The organism is Brevundimonas sp., assembly GCF_032055285.1.
Taxonomy (GTDB): Bacteria; Pseudomonadota; Alphaproteobacteria; order Caulobacterales; family Caulobacteraceae; genus Brevundimonas.
Window position 1 is genome coordinate 23,741 of the sequence record NZ_DAMBRE010000011.1, and the last position, 16,690, is coordinate 40,430.

At 70.4% G+C, this 16,690-nt stretch carries 20 protein-coding genes and 1 tRNA gene; 12 read left to right on the forward strand and 9 right to left on the reverse strand.

Annotation, left to right across the window (positions count from 1 at the left end; all coding sequences use genetic code 11):
- The first annotated feature begins 65 nt into the window (after positions 1-65).
- Positions 66-713 (forward strand): MarR family transcriptional regulator, encoded by a 648-nt coding sequence (locus RTY13_RS16505; RefSeq protein ID WP_312785124.1) that lies wholly within the window; start codon positions 66-68, stop codon positions 711-713.
- Here RTY13_RS16505 and RTY13_RS16510 read toward each other — a convergent pair.
- The 5 genes from RTY13_RS16510 to RTY13_RS16530 all read right to left on the reverse strand — a co-directional run bounded on the left by RTY13_RS16510 (position 710) and on the right by RTY13_RS16530 (position 3,552).
- Positions 710-949 carry a hypothetical protein gene (locus RTY13_RS16510; protein ID WP_312785126.1) on the reverse strand — a complete coding sequence of 80 codons (240 nt, stop codon included), beginning with the start codon at positions 947-949 and terminating at the stop codon, positions 710-712. The genes RTY13_RS16505 and RTY13_RS16510 overlap by 4 nt on opposite strands.
- A gap of 71 nt (positions 950-1,020) precedes the next feature.
- Entirely contained in the window at positions 1,021-1,581 is a 561-nt protein-coding gene (locus RTY13_RS16515; RefSeq protein ID WP_312785128.1) for a DsbE family thiol:disulfide interchange protein, read from the reverse strand.
- Entirely contained in the window at positions 1,578-1,730 is a 153-nt protein-coding gene (ccmD, locus tag RTY13_RS16520) for a heme exporter protein CcmD (protein WP_312785130.1), read from the reverse strand. Before ccmD ends, RTY13_RS16515 begins: the two co-directional genes overlap by 4 nt.
- Positions 1,731-1,740: 10 nt before the next feature.
- The gene (locus tag RTY13_RS16525; protein ID WP_312785132.1) at positions 1,741-2,460 is read right to left on the reverse strand and encodes a heme ABC transporter permease; all 720 of its coding nucleotides are present in this window, start codon (positions 2,458-2,460) and stop codon (positions 1,741-1,743) included.
- A 66-nt stretch (positions 2,461-2,526) separates the two neighbouring features.
- Entirely contained in the window at positions 2,527-3,552 is a 1,026-nt protein-coding gene (locus tag RTY13_RS16530; RefSeq protein ID WP_312785134.1) for an adenosine kinase, read from the reverse strand.
- 96 nt (positions 3,553-3,648) lie between these two features.
- Here RTY13_RS16530 and RTY13_RS16535 point away from each other — a divergent pair, with 96 nt between their 5' ends.
- Entirely contained in the window at positions 3,649-4,539 is an 891-nt protein-coding gene (locus RTY13_RS16535) for a transporter (RefSeq protein ID WP_312785135.1), read from the forward strand.
- Between the two features lie 169 nt (positions 4,540-4,708).
- On the opposite strand, the gene nth is transcribed toward RTY13_RS16535, so the two are convergent.
- Positions 4,709-5,476, reverse strand: a complete 768-nt coding sequence (gene nth, locus RTY13_RS16540) for an endonuclease III (protein WP_312785136.1) — start codon at positions 5,474-5,476, stop codon at positions 4,709-4,711.
- A gap of 103 nt (positions 5,477-5,579) precedes the next feature.
- Between nth and RTY13_RS16545 the strand changes: the two genes are divergently transcribed.
- The 7 genes from RTY13_RS16545 to RTY13_RS16575 all read left to right on the forward strand — a co-directional run bounded on the left by RTY13_RS16545 (position 5,580) and on the right by RTY13_RS16575 (position 11,979).
- A complete protein-coding gene (locus RTY13_RS16545) occupies positions 5,580-6,977 on the forward strand; it encodes an amidohydrolase family protein (protein ID WP_312785137.1) in 1,398 nt (465 codons plus the stop codon).
- 107 nt (positions 6,978-7,084) lie between these two features.
- Complete coding sequence (locus RTY13_RS16550; protein ID WP_312785138.1) at positions 7,085-8,197, forward strand: HlyD family secretion protein; 1,113 nt, start codon at positions 7,085-7,087, stop codon at positions 8,195-8,197.
- On the forward strand, positions 8,194-9,786 hold the full coding sequence (locus RTY13_RS16555) for a DHA2 family efflux MFS transporter permease subunit (protein WP_312785140.1): 1,593 nt from the start codon (positions 8,194-8,196) through the stop codon (positions 9,784-9,786). Before RTY13_RS16550 ends, RTY13_RS16555 begins: the two co-directional genes overlap by 4 nt.
- Entirely contained in the window at positions 9,786-10,385 is a 600-nt protein-coding gene (locus tag RTY13_RS16560) for a TetR/AcrR family transcriptional regulator (RefSeq protein WP_312785141.1), read from the forward strand. The genes RTY13_RS16555 and RTY13_RS16560 overlap by 1 nt, the downstream gene beginning before the upstream one ends.
- Before the next feature lie 77 nt (positions 10,386-10,462).
- A complete protein-coding gene (locus RTY13_RS16565) occupies positions 10,463-11,224 on the forward strand; it encodes a creatininase family protein (RefSeq protein ID WP_312785142.1) in 762 nt (253 codons plus the stop codon).
- A gap of 56 nt (positions 11,225-11,280) precedes the next feature.
- Complete coding sequence (locus tag RTY13_RS16570) at positions 11,281-11,742, forward strand: phasin family protein (RefSeq protein WP_312785143.1); 462 nt, start codon at positions 11,281-11,283, stop codon at positions 11,740-11,742.
- Positions 11,743-11,820: 78 nt separating this feature from the next.
- Positions 11,821-11,979 (forward strand): hypothetical protein, encoded by a 159-nt coding sequence (locus tag RTY13_RS16575; RefSeq protein WP_207824187.1) that lies wholly within the window; start codon positions 11,821-11,823, stop codon positions 11,977-11,979.
- A 7-nt stretch (positions 11,980-11,986) separates the two neighbouring features.
- Here the strand turns inward: RTY13_RS16575 and RTY13_RS16580 are convergent, their stop codons facing one another.
- The 3 genes from RTY13_RS16580 to tsaD form a co-directional block, all read right to left on the reverse strand.
- On the reverse strand, positions 11,987-12,367 hold the full coding sequence (locus tag RTY13_RS16580; RefSeq protein ID WP_312785145.1) for a Rieske (2Fe-2S) protein: 381 nt from the start codon (positions 12,365-12,367) through the stop codon (positions 11,987-11,989).
- Positions 12,368-12,509: 142 nt separating this feature from the next.
- The gene (locus RTY13_RS16585) at positions 12,510-13,508 is read right to left on the reverse strand and encodes an NAD(P)H-dependent glycerol-3-phosphate dehydrogenase (protein ID WP_312785146.1); all 999 of its coding nucleotides are present in this window, start codon (positions 13,506-13,508) and stop codon (positions 12,510-12,512) included.
- A 41-nt stretch (positions 13,509-13,549) separates the two neighbouring features.
- Entirely contained in the window at positions 13,550-14,749 is a 1,200-nt protein-coding gene (gene tsaD / locus RTY13_RS16590; RefSeq protein WP_312785191.1) for a tRNA (adenosine(37)-N6)-threonylcarbamoyltransferase complex transferase subunit TsaD, read from the reverse strand.
- A 53-nt stretch (positions 14,750-14,802) separates the two neighbouring features.
- Here tsaD and hemC point away from each other — a divergent pair, with 53 nt between their 5' ends.
- The 3 genes from hemC (at position 14,803) to RTY13_RS16605 (ending at position 16,591) form a co-directional block, all read left to right on the forward strand.
- The gene (gene hemC / locus RTY13_RS16595; RefSeq protein WP_312785147.1) at positions 14,803-15,756 is read left to right on the forward strand and encodes a hydroxymethylbilane synthase; all 954 of its coding nucleotides are present in this window, start codon (positions 14,803-14,805) and stop codon (positions 15,754-15,756) included.
- Positions 15,757-15,759: 3 nt separating this feature from the next.
- Positions 15,760-16,467 (forward strand): uroporphyrinogen-III synthase, encoded by a 708-nt coding sequence (locus RTY13_RS16600; RefSeq protein WP_312785148.1) that lies wholly within the window; start codon positions 15,760-15,762, stop codon positions 16,465-16,467.
- A 48-nt stretch (positions 16,468-16,515) separates the two neighbouring features.
- A tRNA-Thr gene (locus RTY13_RS16605) sits at positions 16,516-16,591 on the forward strand.
- Positions 16,592-16,690: the final 99 nt, after the last annotated feature.

Consider the following 16,690-nt stretch of genomic DNA (forward strand, 5'->3'; position numbering starts at 1 on the left):
GCTGTCGCGCCATGTCCGGCCCTCCCCACGCGGCCGGAACGAGGCCCAGGCGGGAAACGAGGACGATGGTCAAGTCAGGCAAGCAGGCGAAGATCAAGGGCGGGCTGGCGGAGTCGCCCAGCCACCTGATGCACCGGGTTCTGCAGTTGGCCCTCGACATCTACGCCGAGGAAGCCGGTCCCGACGGCCTGACCCAGCGTCAGTTCGCGGTGCTGGAGGCGGTCTCGGTGCGTTCGGGCCTGACCCAGACCGATCTGGTCAAGGCCACCGGCATCGACCGCTCGACCTTGGCCGACCTGGTCGCCCGCATGACCAGCAAGGGCCTGCTGGAGCGCGAACGTTCGGCGCTGGACGCCCGCGCCAAGGCGGTGCGCCTGTCCGAGGCCGGTCAGGCCGCGCTGGAGACCGCCCGCCCCCGCGTCGAGGCCGCCGACAAGCGCATCCTGGCCCTGCTGCCCAAGGCCCGCCGCGAGGGCTTCCTCGACCTGCTGACCAGCCTGACCGAGGCCGCTGACGCCGCCCCGGAACAGGCCAAGGCCGAAGCCAAGATCGCCAAGAAGGCGGCCAAGGAGGCGCGCAAGGCCGAGAAGGCCGCCAAGAAGGCGCTGGACGGCGCCAAGCCGAAAAAGAAGAAGAAGGCCGTTGAAGTCGTCGCCGAGACGGGCGCCGTCGAAGCGGTGATCATCCCGCTGAAGGACGTGGCGAAAGCCTAGACCCGGATATCCAGCAGAGAGCCCGGCCGCTGATAGCGTGCGGTCGACGGGGCTTCCTGCGTCAGGACCGACCGCACCGGCGTGTCCGCGCGCGTCTCGACCGGCGCCGCGGCCGGCGTCGGCGCGCTCATGCCCATGGCCGCGCGGAAGAAGGCGGACTGGGAGGTTCTCAGCGCATGGGCCGCGCCGCCTGCGGGAGGCGGGAAGGCCGGACGGTCTGAAGGAATCGCGGACATGGGCCGACGATCCGCCCAAAGGCTCTAGATATGGTTAATGCGCGATTCACCCTGTTTCGCGCGGTGCAGTTCTAGCGCGGCGGCGCCTTCAGGGCGTCCACCAGCTTCTGCAGATCGGCGTCGGTCAGCACCGGCCCCGAGGACTTGGCGACGATCGTGCCATAGGCGTCCACCGCGAAGCTCTCCGGCACGCCCGAAACGCCAAGGTCCAGCCCCGCCCGCCCCTCGCGGTCCACCAGGACCAGGGCGTAGGGGTCGCCCAGTTCATCGAGGAAGGCGCGCGTGGCGACCGGCTCGTCCTTGTATGCAACGCCGATCACATTGATCCCCTGGGCCTTCAGCTGCATCAGTTGCGGGTGCTCCAGACGGCAGGGCGCGCACCAGCTGGCGAACAGGTTGACGATCATCGGCTTGCCGACCCCCGCCGTCTTCAGGTCCAGACGCTGGTCCGTCTCAACCTCGCCCTGCAGGATGGGCAGGACGGTCTCGGGAATGGGCTGACCGACCAGGGCGTCGGGCTTGTATTCGCGCCCCTCGCCCGGCGCACCGGACAGATGGCCCAACTGGACCATCATGAAGATGCCCAGCGCCGCCAGGGCCGCGATAGGGATCAGGGCGAACCAGCGGTTCATTTGCGCGCTTCTTCCAAACGAGCCAGTTCGCGCTTCCAGCGCCGGGCCGCGATCAGGGCGCGCAGGGAAATGGCGGCAAGCGCGACCGCGCTGATCGCCCAGGACGACCAGACGAAGACGCCGTAGGGGCTCATGTCGAGATCCAGCATCGACGTCTCCTCAGGCTTCTTGGGCTGCGCGGGCGCGCAAGGAAAGCACACGACGACGGCGCACCTCGGTGCGGATCGAGGTCAGCCAGATCGCCCCGAACAGCATGCCGTAGGCCGCCATCATGGTCAGCAGAGGCGCAAGGTAGGCCGGGTCCAGACTGGTCCCGCCCGCGCGCAGCAGCGAGGCCGGCTGATGCAGGGTGTTCCACCAGTCGACCGAGAACTTGACGATGGGCAGGTTGATCAGCCCGACCAGACCCAGGACCGCGGCGGCGCGGCCAGCCTTGGCCTCGTCGTCGATCGAGGCACGCAGGGCCATGTAGCCGAGGTAGAAGAGGAAGAGCACCAGGACGCTGGTCAGCCGCGCGTCCCACACCCACCAGGTCCCCCACATGGGCTGGCCCCACAGCGCGCCGGTGATCAGGGCCAGACCCGTCAGCACCGCGCCCGGCAATGCGGCGGCGCGGGCGGCGGCATCCGCCAGCGGATGGCGAAACACCAGGGCGAAGAAACTCGACACGCCCAGCGCCGCATAGGCGCCCAAGCCCAGCGTCGCTGCGGGGACATGGATGAACATGATCCGCACCGTGTCGCCCTGCTGATAGTCGGCGGGCGCGGTGAAGCTGAACCAGGTCCCGGCCGCCAGCAGAACGACCGCCAGCCCCCACAGAACCGGGGTGACCGGGCGGGTGAAGCGCATGAAGCGATCGGGATTGGCGAGGCCGAACATGGTCCGCCGATTACGCGGCGCGACGGGGAACGGCAAGCGCCCCCCTCGCGTGACCTCCGGTCGCGATCAGAGCTTGAGCCCGTGCTCGGCGGCCAGAGCCTCCAGCTTGACCATGGGGCGCGGGCCCCAGTGGGCGATGACTTCCGAGGCGGCCAACGATCCCAGGGCGCCGGCCTCGGCCAGCGACAGGCCGCGCGCCAGGCCCAGCAGGACGCCGGCGGCGTACTGGTCGCCCGCACCCGTGGTGTCGACCACCTTGTCGACGGGGAAGGCGGCGATCTCGACCCGTTCGTCGCCGCGGAAGATGACCGAGCCCTTTTCACCGCGCGTCACGGCGGCGACCTCGACGATGCGGCCCAGGTGGGCGGCGGCGTGGTCGAAGTCCTCGGTCTCGAACAGGGCGTGCAGTTCGCCTTCATTGGCCAGGACGATATCCGCCGAGGCCTCGATGAAGGCCAGCAGTTCGGCGCGCCAGCGGTGCACGACAAAGCTGTCCGACAGGGTGATGGCGACCTTGCGGCCCGCAGCATGAGCCGCAGCGGCGGCGGCCTCGAAGGCGGCGCGAGCTGGGGCCGGGTCGAACAGATAGCCTTCCAGATAGACGATCTCGCTGGCGCCGATCAGGTCGGCGTCGATGTCGGCCGTGGTCAGCTGGTTGGCGGCGCCGAGGAAGGTGCACATGGTGCGCTGGCCGTCGGGGGTGACGTTGATCAGGCAGCGGCCGGTGCCGAAGCCGGCGCCTGCGCCGTCTTCCAGAACCGGGGTGTCGAAGTGGACGTGGGCGGCGCGGATGTCGTGGGTGAAGACCTCGCCCAGGGTGTCCCTGGCCACCTTGCCGATATAGGCCGCGCGACCGCCGAACGAGCCGACGCCCGCCACCGTGTTGCCGGCCGACCCGCCCGAAGCCTCGACCCCCGCTTCCATGGCGTCATAGAGGGCCGCGCTCTGGGCCTCGTCCACCAGTTGCATCGAACCGGGCGTCAGGCCCTGGGCTTCGAGGAAGGCAGGCTCGCACGGGCTCAGCACGTCGACGATGGCGTTGCCGACGGCGCAGACGTCGAAGCGGGCGGTGGAGGTGGCGGTCTGGGTCATGCGCGCCCCATAGCGGCACAAGAGCTTCGACGCCAGCGCCGGGCTTTTCGACGCCGACGAAAACAGCCTATGCAGGTCGCTCTGAGGAGTTGCCGCATGACCGAAGTCGCCGTCCTGACCCCCGATCCCGCCGACCCCTCCTACGCCGGGCAATGGCCGGGCGTGCTGGACCGGCTGAGCGAGGCCCTGGCTGCGGCGGGGATCACGGCCCGCCCGACGCCCTGGACCGATCATGTGGAAAGCGCCCACGGCCTGATGGACTATCCGCTGGTCCTGCCTCTGATCGTCTGGGGCTACCACCGCGACCACGATCGCTGGATGCAGGCCTGCGCGACCTGGGCCGAGGCGGGCGCGCCCCTGGCCAATCCCGCCGAGGTCCTGCGCTGGAACTCCGACAAACGCTATCTGGCGAGGCTGGCGGAAAAGGGCGTGGCCATCCCGCCGACCATCTGGACCGAACACGCCAGCCCCGCCGTGGTCGAGGCCGCCTTCGCCGCCACCGGCGCCGAGCAGCTGATCGTCAAGCCGACCGTGTCCGGCGGCGCCTGGCGCACGCTCAAGGTCGCGGCCGGCGACCTGCTGGAAGAGGTGTTGTCCGACGCCCCGGTTGGCGGGGCCATGATCCAGCCCTTCCTGCCGACCATCGCCACGGCAGGCGAGACCTCCCTCCTCTTCTTCGGCGGCGAACTGAGCCATGTGGTCAACAAGCGCCCGGCCCACGCCGACGAATTCCGCATCCAGGTCCAGTACGGCGGCCAGTATCAGCGTCTGGATCAGGCCCCCGAGGGCGCCCTGGCTCTGGCGGAACGGACGCTGGCGGCCATCGACGAACCCCTGCTCTACGCCCGCATCGACATGGTGCCCGACGCCGACGGCCAATGGCTGCTGATGGAGGCCGAGCTGATCGAGCCGGACTTCTATCTGGGCTCCGCCCCCGAAGCCGGCGCCCGCTTCGGGCGGGCGGTTGCGGAGCGGCTGGGGCTGTAGCTCTCTTCTTCCGTCATCCTCCGGCGCCCGCAGGGCGACCGGGGGACCCAGAGGCGCCGAAGGCGATCTTCCTTCTCACGCAGCGCCCGCAACAGGGTCGCGCTCTCGCGCGCCACTGGGTCCCCCGGTCTGCGCGGCTACGCCGCTTGCCGGAGGATGACGAAAGAGATCAGAGGCCCACAAAGCTCGACCGCGACGGGCACAGGTCGGCGATCACGCAGGCCCCGCACTTGGGCCGCTGCGCCAGGCAGGTGTAGCGGCCGTGCAGGATCAGCCAGTGGTGGGCCTTGGGCAGCCAGGCCTCGGGCACGACCTTGTGCAGTTGCTGCTCCACCTTGTCCGGCGTCGCGGCGTTGGCCAGCCCCAGCCGATGCGAGACGCGATAGACGTGGGTGTCCACCGCAATCGCCGGCTCGATGCCCAGTTCGTTCAGCACCACGCTGGCGGTCTTGCGGCCCACGCCCGGCAGGGCCTGCAGGTCGGCGCGGTTCAGCGGCACCTCGCCGCCGTGCTGCTCGACCAGCATCCGCGCCGCCGCGATGACGTTCTTCGCCTTGGTGCGATAGAGGCCGATCGAGGCGATCAGCGGGATCAGCCCCTCTTCGCCCAGGGCCAGCATCTTCTGCGGGGTGTCGGCGACGGCGAACAGGGCCTTGGTCGCCTTGTTGACCCCCACGTCGGTCGCCTGGGCCGACAGGGCCACGGCCACCACCAGGGTGTAGGGATTGACGAAATCCAGCTCGGTCTTGGGGTCCGGCATGACGCCTGCCAGACGACTGAAAATTTCCTCCACCCGGTCTTCATCCGGCGGCCAGCCGATCACGGCCCCGACCGGCGCCTTCTTGGGCGCACGCGACCGTTTGCCCGGCGGCGGCGTGAGGGCGGCGCGGACGGCCTTGGACGGGGCCTTGGACGGGGCGCGTGGACGAACGGTCATGCCCTCGCTTCGCCTCCCCCGCGCGCGGCGTCAACGTCTTGCGGCTTGCCCCCCGCCGTTTCATGACCCAAACCGGCGAGCAGGACTCGGGGGAGACACGGACATGACGACCATCAGGACCTGGCGGGCCGGCGCCGCCCTGGCCGCCTTTGCAGCCATGCTGACGGCGAGCGCGGCGACCGCCCATGATCCCTTCGCCGCCTGGCATGGCGCCGCAGCGCCGTCCTCGGGCGCGCCCGCTGAACCGAAGATCGTCGCCTATCGCGGAGCCGCCCTGTTCGACGGGACCGGCGCGCCCTCACGCGCAGGCCTGACGATCATCACCCGAGGCGAGCGGATTGTCGCCGTCCAGCCGGACAGCGCCCCCCTGCCCGACGGCGCCGAGACGGTCGACGTCGCGGGCCTCTACGTCCTGCCTGGCCTGATCGACACCCACGTCCATGTCGCCACCCCGCCCGACGCCGAGGCGGCGCGGGCGCAGATGCGGCGCTGGCTCTATTCCGGGGTCACCGCCGTGCGCGGCATGGCCGACGACCTGCGCTCGGTCGGCGAGCTGGCGCGTCAGGCTCGGGTCGGCGAAGTCCCCTCGCCCGACATCTACTACGCCGCCCTGATGGCGGGCGAAGGCTTCTTCAAGGACCCGCGCACCCAGGCGGTCAGCGCCGGGGCCGTCGCGGGCCGGACGCCGTGGATGCAGGCCATCACCGCCGACACCGACCTGCCTCTGGCCGTGGCCATGGCGCGCGGCACGTCCGCGACCGGCATCAAGATCTACGCCGACCTGCCCGGCGACCTGGTGGCCCGGATCACCGCCGAGGCCCATCGCCAGGGCGTGCCGGTCTGGACCCACGCCATGGTCTATCCGGCCACCCCGCAGGAGGTCATCGCCGCCGCACCCGACGTCATGTCCCACGCCTGCATCCTGGCGCATCAGGCTCAGGCTCCGGCGGATCGCCCCGTCAGCTACGCCAGCCGCACCCCGATCGACCGCGCCCCCTTCCTCAAGGGCGACAACCTCGTGGTTCAAAACCTGTTGGAGCAGATGCGCGATCGAGGCATCGTTCTGGACGCCACCGTCCGGGTCTATGCTGAACAGGATCGCGCGGCCGCGGCGCCGGGCGCTCGCCAGCCCATCTGTTCCGGCCCCATGGTCTTCGCCCTGACCCGTCAGGCCTATCGCGCCGGGGTGGCCATCTCGGCCGGCACAGACGGCGAGACGCCCGACAGCGACCCCTGGCCCGCCCTGATCGAGGAGATGGAGCTGTTGCAGAACGCCGTCGGCATGACCCCGGCCGACGTCCTCGTCGCCGCCACCCGGACCGCCGCCCGCACCGTCAACCAGTCCGAGGACATGGGCACGATCGAAGCGGGCAAGCTGGCCAACCTCGTTTTCGTCGCCGCCGATCCCGAGGCGGACGTCGCCAACCTTCGCAGGCTCCAGTTCACGGTGAAACGCGGTGAAGCCTTCCAGCGGGCGGCCTTCCAAGCCTCAACGGACTAGCCGCGCGGCGCCGAGGCCACGCCTGCGACGAAATCGCGCAGGCGCCTCTTGTATTTTGGACGGCTCTGTCCATTTTACGCGCCAAAATCGAAGCGAGCTGTCTCCCCATGGCCCTCCCCGCCCCTCTGAAAAAACGCCTGCCCCTCATCGTCGGCGGCGTCGTCGGCCTCGCCCTGATCGGGGGCGGCGTGGTCTGGTGGCAGGGCAAGCAGCGCTGGGAAGGCACCGACAACGCCTTCGTCCAGGCCGACACCGTCTCCGTCAGCCCGCGCATCAGCGGCTCCGTCATCGAGGTCCTGGTCAGGGACAACCAGCGCGTCGAAGCCGGTCAGGTCCTGGCCCGTCTGGACGACGCCGACGCCAAGGCCGCCCTCGCCCAGGCCCAGGCCAATCTGGCGGCCCTGACCGCCGCCGTGGCCAATGTCGACGCCCGCGCCGAGCAGGAACAGGCCAATATCGCCGCCCGCGCCGCCGCCGTGACCCAGGCCCAGGCCCAGGCCGGTCTGGCCCGCGCCGAGGTCGATCGCTACGGCAAGCTGGCCGCCGAGGGCTGGGTGTCGCAACAGCGCATCGAGACCCAGCGCGCCACCGCCGAAACCGCCCGCGCCTCGGTCGCCCAGGCCCAGGCCGCCCTGACCGCCGAACAACGCACCGCCGCCGTTCTCGGCTCGACCCGCAGCCAGAGCGTCGCCGCCGTCGAGCAGGCCCGCGCCCTGGTCGAACAGGCCCAGCTGACCCTGGACCGCACCGTCATCCGCGCCCCCGTCGCCGGCGTCGTCGGCGCCCGCGGCGTGCGCGTCGGCCAGGTGGTGCAGGCGGGCGGACAGATGATGTCCATCGTGCCGGTGCAGGACACCTATGTGGTCGCCAACTTCAAGGAGACCCAGGTCGGCCGCATGCGCCTGGGCCAGTCGGTCGAGATCAAGGCCGACGCCTTCCCTGGTCAGGCTCTGGAAGGCCGCATCGACAGCTTCGCCCCTGCCACCGGCTCGGAGTTCGCCCTGATCCCGGTCGAAAACGCCACCGGCAACTTCACCAAGATCACCCAGCGCGTCCCGGTCCGCATCGTCGTCGACCGCGGCGCTTCGGGCGAGACCGTCACCCTGCGCCCCGGCCTGTCGGTCGAGGTCAAGGTGGACCTCAAGAGCCAGGGCGGCGCCGCCTTCGCCGACGCCCATCTGGGCCAGGTTGAAACCGCGTCCCTGGACACGGCCCGGTGACCGACGCCGCCGTTCCGGCGGGCGCTCCAGCCGACGCGACCGCCCGGCCGGAGATCAACTGGCCTGTCCTGCTGCTCGGCTTCGCCGGCATGGTCATCGGCCAGTTCATGGCCATCCTGGACATCCAGATCGTCGCCGCCTCCCTGCCGCAGATCCAGGCCGGGGTCGGCGCCTCGGCTGACGAGATCAGCTGGATCCAGACCGCCTATCTGATCCCTGAGGTCGTGATGATCCCCCTGTCGGGATACCTGTCGCGCCTGTGGGGCACGCAGAAGCTGTTCCTGGCCTCCTGCGTCGGCTTCCTGATCATGAGCGTGGCCGTCGGCCTGTCGTCGTCAGTCGAGATGATGATCTTCTTCCGCGCCCTGCAGGGCTTCCTCGGCGGGGCCATGATCCCGACCGTCTTCGCCGTGGCCTTCACCGCCTTCCCGCCCGAGAAGCGCGTCACCGCCAGCGTCATCATGGGTCTGATCGTGACCCTGGCCCCCACGGTCGGTCCGACCCTGGGCGGTCACCTGACGGAATGGCTCAGCTGGCGCTGGCTCTTCTTCATCAACATCTTCCCCGGCGTGATCGTCCTCTTCCTGGTCGGCCGCTACGCCCATTTCGACAAGGGCGACGCCTCGCTCGCCAAGGGCTTCGACTGGTGGGGCCTGGGCCTGATGGCCGCCTTCCTGATGAGCCTGCAATTCGTGCTGGAAGAAGGCGCCAAGAACGACTGGTTCGCCGACGACCACATCCTGCTGCTCAGCCTGGTGGCCGTGATTTGCGGCCCGGCCTTCATCTGGCGCTCGCTGGTCTATTACAACCCGATCGTCGAGCTGCGCGCCTTCGCCAACCGCAACTTCGTCGTCGGGGTCATCATGACCTTCATCGTCGGCGCGGCCCTGTTCGGCGGCACCTTCCTGCTGCCCCTCTTCCTCGGCCGGGTGCGCGACTACTCGGCGGCCGAGGTCGGCACCACCATGGTGGTCTCAGGCCTGGCCATGTTCGCCACGGCGCCCTTCGCCGGGCGTCTGGTGCGGCTGCTCGATCCGCGCATCCTGATGTTCGTCGGCTTCATCCTGTGCGCCTGGGGCATGTGGGACGCGCGCCTGGTCACGGGCGAGTGGGGCTTCTGGGAGTTCGCCGGGGTTCAGGCCGTGCGCGGCTGCGGCGTCATGATCGCCATGATCGCCTCGCAGCAGGTGACCATGTCCACCCTGCCGCCGCACATGGTCAAGAACGCCTCGGGGCTGGTGAACCTGTCGCGCAATGTCGGCGGCGCCTTCGGCCTGGCCATCCTCAACACCTCCCTGACCCAGAACTCCGCCCTGCACATGGTCGAGCTGACCAGCGCCATCAACCAGTCGGACACGGCGGTGCGCAACATGATCGCCGGCATGGCCCAGCGCTTCTCGACCTCCATCGACCCGCAGGCTGCGGCGATGAAGGCCTTCTACGGCATGCTGCAGAAGCAGGCGACGACCCTGGCCTTCGGCGACGCCTTCGCCCTGCTGGCGGTGGCCTGCGCCTGCGCCGCCTTCGTCACCCTGCTGTCCAAGCCCGGCAAGCCCGATCCCACGGCCGGCCCGTCCGAGGTCCACTGATGCCCCGCGCCCCCGGTCAGGTCGACGAACACAAGAGCGAAGCCATTCTTCAGGCCGCCTCGGACCTGTTCGTGGAAAAGGGCGCGGGCGCCTCGATGGCCGAGATCGCTCGCCGCGCGGGCGTGTCGAAGCAGACCCTCTACAACCGCTTTCCGACCAAGCTCGACATCGCCCGCGCCCTGGCGGCCCAGCGCTCGGACGCCGTCACCGCCCCCCTGACGTCCGGGGCCGCGCCCGAAGACGTCCTGACCGCCATCGCCGAGACCCTGATCAGCAAGATCTGCCGCGAGGGCAAGGGCGCCTCCCTGCGCGGGGTGGCCCTGATGTCGCCCGAGGCGCCCGAACTGGCCCGCGCCATCTATGACGCCGGTCCGGGCGAGAGCGTGCGCCGCATCGCCGCCTGGCTGAGCGAACAGGATCGCCTCGGCCTGCTGTCCGTGCCCGACCCCGCCGCCGCCGCCGAGATGTTCTCCGGCATGGTTCTGGGCCACGGCCACCTGCGCGCGGTCCTCGGCCTGCCTCACCTCGAGGACGACGACGCCCCGGCCCGCGCCCGCGAAACGGCCCGCCGCTTCATCCGCGCCTTCGCGCCCAGTTAGACGCGCTCGCGTTTGGCCCTTTGGCCGGATCGGCGTAAAGCGCAGGCGTCTTTCTGCCCCCCCTCGCGGAGTTCCCCATGCTGATCCACCTGTCGTCCTGGCCCGAAATCGACGCGCGCCTGAAGGACGGCGCCGCCCTGTCCAAGACGGTCATCGTGCCGATCGGCTCGAACGAGCAGCATGGCCCGACCGGCCTTTTGGGCACCGACTGGCTCTGCCCGGAAATCATCGCCCACGCCGCCGAGAAGGGCGACGAGCGCCTGATCATCGCCCCGACCTTCAACATCGGCATGGCCCAGCATCACCTGGCCTTCCCCGGCACCATCTCCCTGCGCCCCTCGACCTTCATGGCCGCGATCACCGACTGGGTGTCGTCCCTGGCCCGTCACGGCTTCGAGCGCATCTATTTCCTCAACGGCCACGGCGGCAACATCGCCACCATCGAGGCCACCTTCTCGGAAATCTACGCCGAGTGGTCCTTCGTCGAGGAGCAGCCGCCCTTCGTGCTCAAGCTGCGCAACTGGTGGGACCTGCCCGGCGTGCACAAGCTGTGCGAGGAGATCTTCCCGGTCGGCCACGGCGCCCACGCCACTCCGTCCGAGATCGCGGTGACCCAGGCCGCCTATCCCGACCATATCAAGACCGCCGCCTACAGCCCCAAGATCGCTCCCATGGGTCCGATCCGCGACGCGCTCGACTACCGCGCCCGCTTCCCCGACGGCCGCATCGGCTCGGACCCGGCCCAGGCCAGCCCCGAGAAGGGCCAGACCATCATCGACGCCGCCATCCCGGCCCTGATCCAGGACGTCTCGGCCTTCGCTGCCGAAGTCCTGCCCTGAAGCAGAAGGGGCCTGATCCGCTTGCCCCGCGAGCGGAACAGGCCCAGGCTCACTGCATGAACCCCATTGCTCGCGCCGCCCGCACCGCCCGCGCCGGACAGGAGACCGCCGAGGCCTCGGCCCAGGTCATCGCCCGGCGTCTGGCCATCATGGGCGAAGCCCTGGCCGACCCCCTGCGCGCCGATCACGCCGAACTGGGTCGCATGGGGACGGAAAAGGTCGAGGCCCTGACCGCTTCGGCCGGGGCTGTGGCGTCCGGCGCCCTCGATCTGGCCGATCAGGGCCGCCGCATCGCCGACCGCGAAGGGCTGGAAGCCTCGGCCCACCTGGCGCGGCTCGCAAAGGCGGACAGTCTGGCAGGGGCGGCGGCGCTGCAGGCCGCCTGGGGCGTGGGCCTCTGGTCCCGCGCCCTGTCCGACAGCTGGGACCTGGGAAACACCATGCTGAAGCTGCAGGCCCAGGCCTTGTCGCCCATCCACGCCGCCGCCGTGGCCAACGCCAGACGCCTGAAGAAGTAGCCTGCTCGCGCGGCCGTGATGGAACGCGGCCCCCCTTGCCGGATTGCCCTGTCTCCACCTGCACGAAGGAGGCCCGGCATGGCCGAGAAAGATCCCAAGACGCCCTACCCCGGCATGATGGGCGACGGCACCGAGGAGCAGAACCTCAACCAGCCCGGCGACCCGTCCAAGCGCATCACCGAGGAAGAAGTCGACGAGGCCTTCACAAAGGACCCGAAGATCGTCCCGAAGGAATAGCCCGACCTCAAGCCGTCCGGATGATCCCGCCCCTGGCCTCCACCGGCCAGGGCGTCAGCTTGCCCCCCGCGCAGGGGCCGCCGACGCAGGCGCCGGACAGGGGCTCGAAGATGGCTCCGTGCCAGCCACACATGATCAGCGACCCGTCCGGCGTCAGATAGCGGTCCAGCTCCATGGCGATGGGGAAGCCCGCGTGCGGGCAGCGGTCGACCCAGCCGGCCACCGCCCCGTCCTTCTTGACCACGAAGCCGTGGAAGAAGGCCTCGCCGATCTGCAGCACGAAACCGCGCGAGCCGGGGTCGGCGATGTCGTCTTCCGCGCACAGGGGCACGTTCGGCGGCGTCTTCCAGACGCGCTTGCGCTCGTCAGTAGCGGGTTGGTCGGTCATCCCCGCCCCCGCTCATCCCCGCGGAGGCGGGGACCCAGTGCTTTGGCCCCAAGGCGTGCGAGTTGAATAGTCATGGGCATAGGTCCGCGAAACGGCTCGAACTGGGTCCCCGCCTCCGCGGGGATGAGCGGAAGAAACGTGACTATTCGCGTTCGGGCTTGAGCGGCCGGGTCAGCAGGGCCTCGATGGCCGCGTCCACCGTGGTCTCGCCCGCCAGGACGGCGGCGACGGCCTCGCAGATGGGGGTCTCGACCCCCAGCTTGCGGGTCAGCTCGCGCACGGCGGGCGCGCTCTCATAGCCCTCGGCCACCGAGCGCTTGCCGGCCAGGGCCTGTTCCACGCTCATGCCCTGACCCAGGGCCAGGCCCAGGCTCATGTTGCGCGACTGCGGGCTGGAGCAGGTCAGCACCAGATCGCCCAGACCGCACAGGCCGGCCACCGTCTCGGCCTTGCCGCCCAAGGCCTGGGCCACGCGGACGATCTCGGCGAAGCCGCGCGTGATGACCGCGGCGTGGGCGCTGCGGCCCAGTTCGCGGCCCTCGACGATGCCGCAGGCGATGGCCAGGACGTTCTTCAAGGCCCCGCCCGTCTCGGCCCCGATCAGGTCGTCGGCGTAGTAGGGACGGAAGACCGGCCCCGACAGGGCGCCCGCCAGGGCCTCGGCCATGGCCGCGTCGGCGCAGGCCAGGGTCACGGCGCTGGGCAGGCCTCGCGCCACCTCGGCGGCGAAGCTGGGACCCGACAGCACGGCCGCCGTCGCCGACGGAATCGTCTCGGCCAGCACATCGGTCATCAGCTTCAGCGAGCCGCGCTCGATGCCCTTGGCGCACAGGACGATGGGCTGACCCGGCCGGGCGTAGGGCGCAAAGGCGGCCAGGGTCGCACGCATGTGCTGGGCCGGCGGCACCGCCAGGATCAGATCGCAATCGGCCAGATCCGCCAGACTTGAAGTCACGTTGATGGCCGAATCCAGCTCGATCCCCGGCAGGAAGGCGTCGTTGACCCGCCGCGTGCGGATGCTCTCGATGACCTCGGGCTCGCGCGCCTGCAGGACGACGGCCAGGCCCGCCGCCGCCGCGCTCTGCGCCAGGGCCGTGCCCCATGCGCCGCCGCCAATCACGCCTGCCGTATGAAATTCCATGTCTTCTCCGGTCCCCCGACCACCGCCCGAACCCAGGGCGATCAAGCCTTGGCGCCCTTGCGGCCCGTTTTCTTGTGCACAGGATCGGCGTTCGCGCGCGCCTCGTCCAGAGGCCATCGCGGCCGGGCGGCGACATCAATGTCCGAGGTCAGACCTTTTTCCAGCCGTTCGGCCCCCGCCAGGGCGATCATGGCGGCGTTGTCGGTGCAATAGACCATGGGCGGCGCCAGGAAGCTGAAGCCGTGCTTCGTCGCCAGATCCTCCAGCGTGCGCCGGATCGTCTTGTTGGCCGCCACACCCCCAGCCACCACGAAATGACGCTCATTCTTGGGCCCTACCGCCTCGCGCGCGGCGCTCGGCTGCTTGAGGGCGCCCCCCGCTGGCTCAAGCTCCGGGTGCTGCTCGGCATAGGCCGTCATGGCCCGCTCGGTGCGCTCGGCCAGCTGGCGCGCGATCGCCTTCTGCACCGCGTCGGCCAGATCGGCCTTGTCCTGTTCGCTCTCGCAGGTCTGGGCTAGTCGCGAGGCGGCCGTCTTCAGGCCCGAGAAAGAGAAATCGCAGTCCTTGCGGCCCAGCAAGGCCCGCGGCAGGTCGAAGCGCGAACCGTCGCCGGACGCGGCCAGCTTCTCCAGCGCCGGCCCGCCGGGATAGCCCAGCCCCATGGCCTTGGCGATCTTGTCGAAGGCCTCGCCGGCCGCGTCGTCGATGGTCGTGCCCAGCCGGCTCATGTCGCCGATGCCGCGCACCTCCAGCAGCTGGCAGTGCCCGCCCGAGACCAGCAGCAGCAGGAAGGGATAGCTCGTCTCCGCCCCCAGCCGCGCCGAGACCGCGTGGCCCTCCAGATGGTTGACCGCGATCAGCGGCAGGTCGCGCGCCAGGGCCACGGCCTTGCCGTAGCTCAGTCCCACCATGACCCCGCCGACCAGGCCCGGCCCGGCGGTGGCCGCCACTCCGTCGAGGGCGGCGTAGTCGATCCCGGCCTCAGCCATGGCCCGGCGCGCCACGCCGTCGATCATCTCGACATGGCTGCGGGCGGCGATTTCCGGCACCACGCCGCCGAAGGCCGCGTGCTCGTCGATCTGGCTGTGAATGACGCTGGACAGAACCTCGGCCCCGGCTGCGGTCAGGCGCACCACCGAGGCGGCGGTCTCGTCGCAGCTGGTCTCCAGACCCAGGACGGTCAATCCGTCCGACCCGCGTTCGGTTGCCCCGTCCGTCGCCCTGCTATAGTCCGCGTCCATCTTCATCGGGCGGAGTTAGCGACCCGCCCCCTCTTTCGCAACGGCGTCTCGACGTGACTGAACCCCTCCTCCGCATCGGCACCCGCCGTTCCAGGCTGGCCCTGGCCCAGTCCGGCATGATGCAGCGCGCCATCGGCCGCGCCCTGGGCGTCGCCGAGGACCAGATCGAGACCCTCGTTCCCCTGGTCGAGATCGTCACCACCGGCGACCGGATTCAGGACCGCCGCCTGCTGGAAGTCGGCGGCAAGGCCCTGTTCACCAAGGAGATCGAGGAGGCCCTGCTGGACGGCCGCGTCGACGTCGCCATCCACTCGATGAAGGACGTCCCCGCCGAACAGCCCGCGGGCCTGGCCATCGCCGCCGTGCCGATGCGCGAAGACGCCCGCGACGGCTTCATCAGCGAGCATTTCGCCAGCTTCGCCGAACTGCCGCACGCCGCCCGTCTCGGCACCGCTTCGCTGCGTCGCCAGGCCCAGGCCCTGGCCCTGCGCCCCGACCTGCAGATCGAGATGCTGCGCGGCAATGTCGACACCCGGCTCAAGCGGCTCAAGGACGGCGACTTCGACGCCATCCTGCTGGCCTGCTCGGGCCTGAACCGTCTCGGCTTCGCGGGCGTCATCCGCGAGCGCCTGTCGCTCGACGACTTCCTGCCCGCGCCCGGTCAGGGCGCTCTGGCCATCCAGACCCGCGAGAACGACGCCGGCGCCGACTGGACCCGCGCCCTCAACCACGATCTGACCGCGCTTTGCGTCGCCGCCGAGCGCGGGGCCATGGCGGCGCTGGAAGGCTCCTGCCGCACCGCCATCGGCGCCTACGCCCTGATCGAAGGCGAGACCTTGCGCCTGACCACGGAAATGCTCAGCCCCGACGGCTCGGCCCGCTGGCGCCGCGTGGGCGAAATCTCGGGCGTTTCGGCTGCGACCGCCCTCGGCCACGCCCGCGCCCTGGGCCTGCGCCTCGGCGCCGAAGTCCAGGCCGAGGCCGGCGACCAGAAGATCGACCTGTAGGCCATGCGGCCGATCCGCCGCGTCTGGATCACCCGCGCCCAGCCCGGCGCCGCGCGCACCGCCGCGCGGCTGACGGCGCTCGGCTACGACCCCGTCGTCGCGCCCCTGCTGGCCATCCGCCCCCTGCCCGACGCCCTTAAGACTGCGCCGAACTTCGCCACGGTCGCCGCCCTGGCCTTCACCAGTCCCAACGGCGTCGCCGCCTTCGCCGCCCTGACTCTGGACTTGCGCGACCTTCCCGTGTTCGCGGTCGGCGACGCCACCGCCGAGGCCGCCCGCGACGCGGGCTTCACCGACGCCCGCTCCGCCGCCGGCGACATCCACGCCCTGGCCGCCCTCATCAAGGCCAGCCCGATCCAGGGCCTGATCCTCGCCCCCGGCGCCCGCGAGCCCGCCGGCGACCTGCCCGCCCTCCTGCCCGAACACGCCGTCCGACGCCTGCCGGTCTACACCGCTGAGGAAACCGACGCCGCCCCCCCCGCCGATTTCGACGCCGTCCTGCTGCATTCGCCCCGCGCCGCCCGCGCGCTTGCTGCGGCTCTGGCGGCCGTCCTGACGCCCGACGTCGCCGCAAACCGCGTTGCGGTCTGCATTTCCGCCGCCGCCGCCGCCCCTCTGGCCGCCCTCAGCTTTGCCGAAATCCGCACCGCCGAGGCCCCGGATGAAAACTCCGTGCTGACAGCGCTTGGCAAGTCCGCCGGACCCGTATAAAGACCCGACCTCGCGCGGCCACCGACACTCGTCAGGCCGCCGACCGGAGCCGCTTTAGCTCAGCCGGTAGAGCACATCATTCGTAATGATGGGGTCAGGTGTTCGAGTCACCTAAGCGGCACCACCACTTCCAACAGGATCGGACGACGGAAGCGGGCGGAAGCGCGCAAATCCCAGTCTATACCGAGTTTCCACGCCAGAGTGCCTCCAGCCTTAGTGGGTC

Coding starts and splice junctions, on each gene's coding strand:
- RTY13_RS16585 (WP_312785146.1), bottom strand. CDS start 13,508: ATGGAATTTCATACGGCAGGCGTGATTGGCGGCGGCGCATGGGGCACG.
- RTY13_RS16600 (WP_312785148.1), top strand. CDS start 15,760: ATGCGGCCGATCCGCCGCGTCTGGATCACCCGCGCCCAGCCCGGCGCC.
- RTY13_RS16510 (WP_312785126.1), bottom strand. CDS start 949: ATGTCCGCGATTCCTTCAGACCGTCCGGCCTTCCCGCCTCCCGCAGGC.
- RTY13_RS16525 (WP_312785132.1), bottom strand. CDS start 2,460: ATGTTCGGCCTCGCCAATCCCGATCGCTTCATGCGCTTCACCCGCCCG.
- RTY13_RS16565 (WP_312785142.1), top strand. CDS start 10,463: ATGCTGATCCACCTGTCGTCCTGGCCCGAAATCGACGCGCGCCTGAAG.
- nth (WP_312785136.1), bottom strand. CDS start 5,476: ATGACCGTTCGTCCACGCGCCCCGTCCAAGGCCCCGTCCAAGGCCGTC.
- RTY13_RS16560 (WP_312785141.1), top strand. CDS start 9,786: ATGCCCCGCGCCCCCGGTCAGGTCGACGAACACAAGAGCGAAGCCATT.
- RTY13_RS16545 (WP_312785137.1), top strand. CDS start 5,580: ATGACGACCATCAGGACCTGGCGGGCCGGCGCCGCCCTGGCCGCCTTT.
- RTY13_RS16505 (WP_312785124.1), top strand. CDS start 66: ATGGTCAAGTCAGGCAAGCAGGCGAAGATCAAGGGCGGGCTGGCGGAG.
- RTY13_RS16550 (WP_312785138.1), top strand. CDS start 7,085: ATGGCCCTCCCCGCCCCTCTGAAAAAACGCCTGCCCCTCATCGTCGGC.
- RTY13_RS16530 (WP_312785134.1), bottom strand. CDS start 3,552: ATGACCCAGACCGCCACCTCCACCGCCCGCTTCGACGTCTGCGCCGTC.
- RTY13_RS16515 (WP_312785128.1), bottom strand. CDS start 1,581: ATGAACCGCTGGTTCGCCCTGATCCCTATCGCGGCCCTGGCGGCGCTG.
- RTY13_RS16575 (WP_207824187.1), top strand. CDS start 11,821: ATGGCCGAGAAAGATCCCAAGACGCCCTACCCCGGCATGATGGGCGAC.
- ccmD (WP_312785130.1), bottom strand. CDS start 1,730: ATGCTGGATCTCGACATGAGCCCCTACGGCGTCTTCGTCTGGTCGTCC.
- tsaD (WP_312785191.1), bottom strand. CDS start 14,749: ATGGACGCGGACTATAGCAGGGCGACGGACGGGGCAACCGAACGCGGG.
- RTY13_RS16580 (WP_312785145.1), bottom strand. CDS start 12,367: ATGACCGACCAACCCGCTACTGACGAGCGCAAGCGCGTCTGGAAGACG.
- RTY13_RS16535 (WP_312785135.1), top strand. CDS start 3,649: ATGACCGAAGTCGCCGTCCTGACCCCCGATCCCGCCGACCCCTCCTAC.
- RTY13_RS16570 (WP_312785143.1), top strand. CDS start 11,281: ATGAACCCCATTGCTCGCGCCGCCCGCACCGCCCGCGCCGGACAGGAG.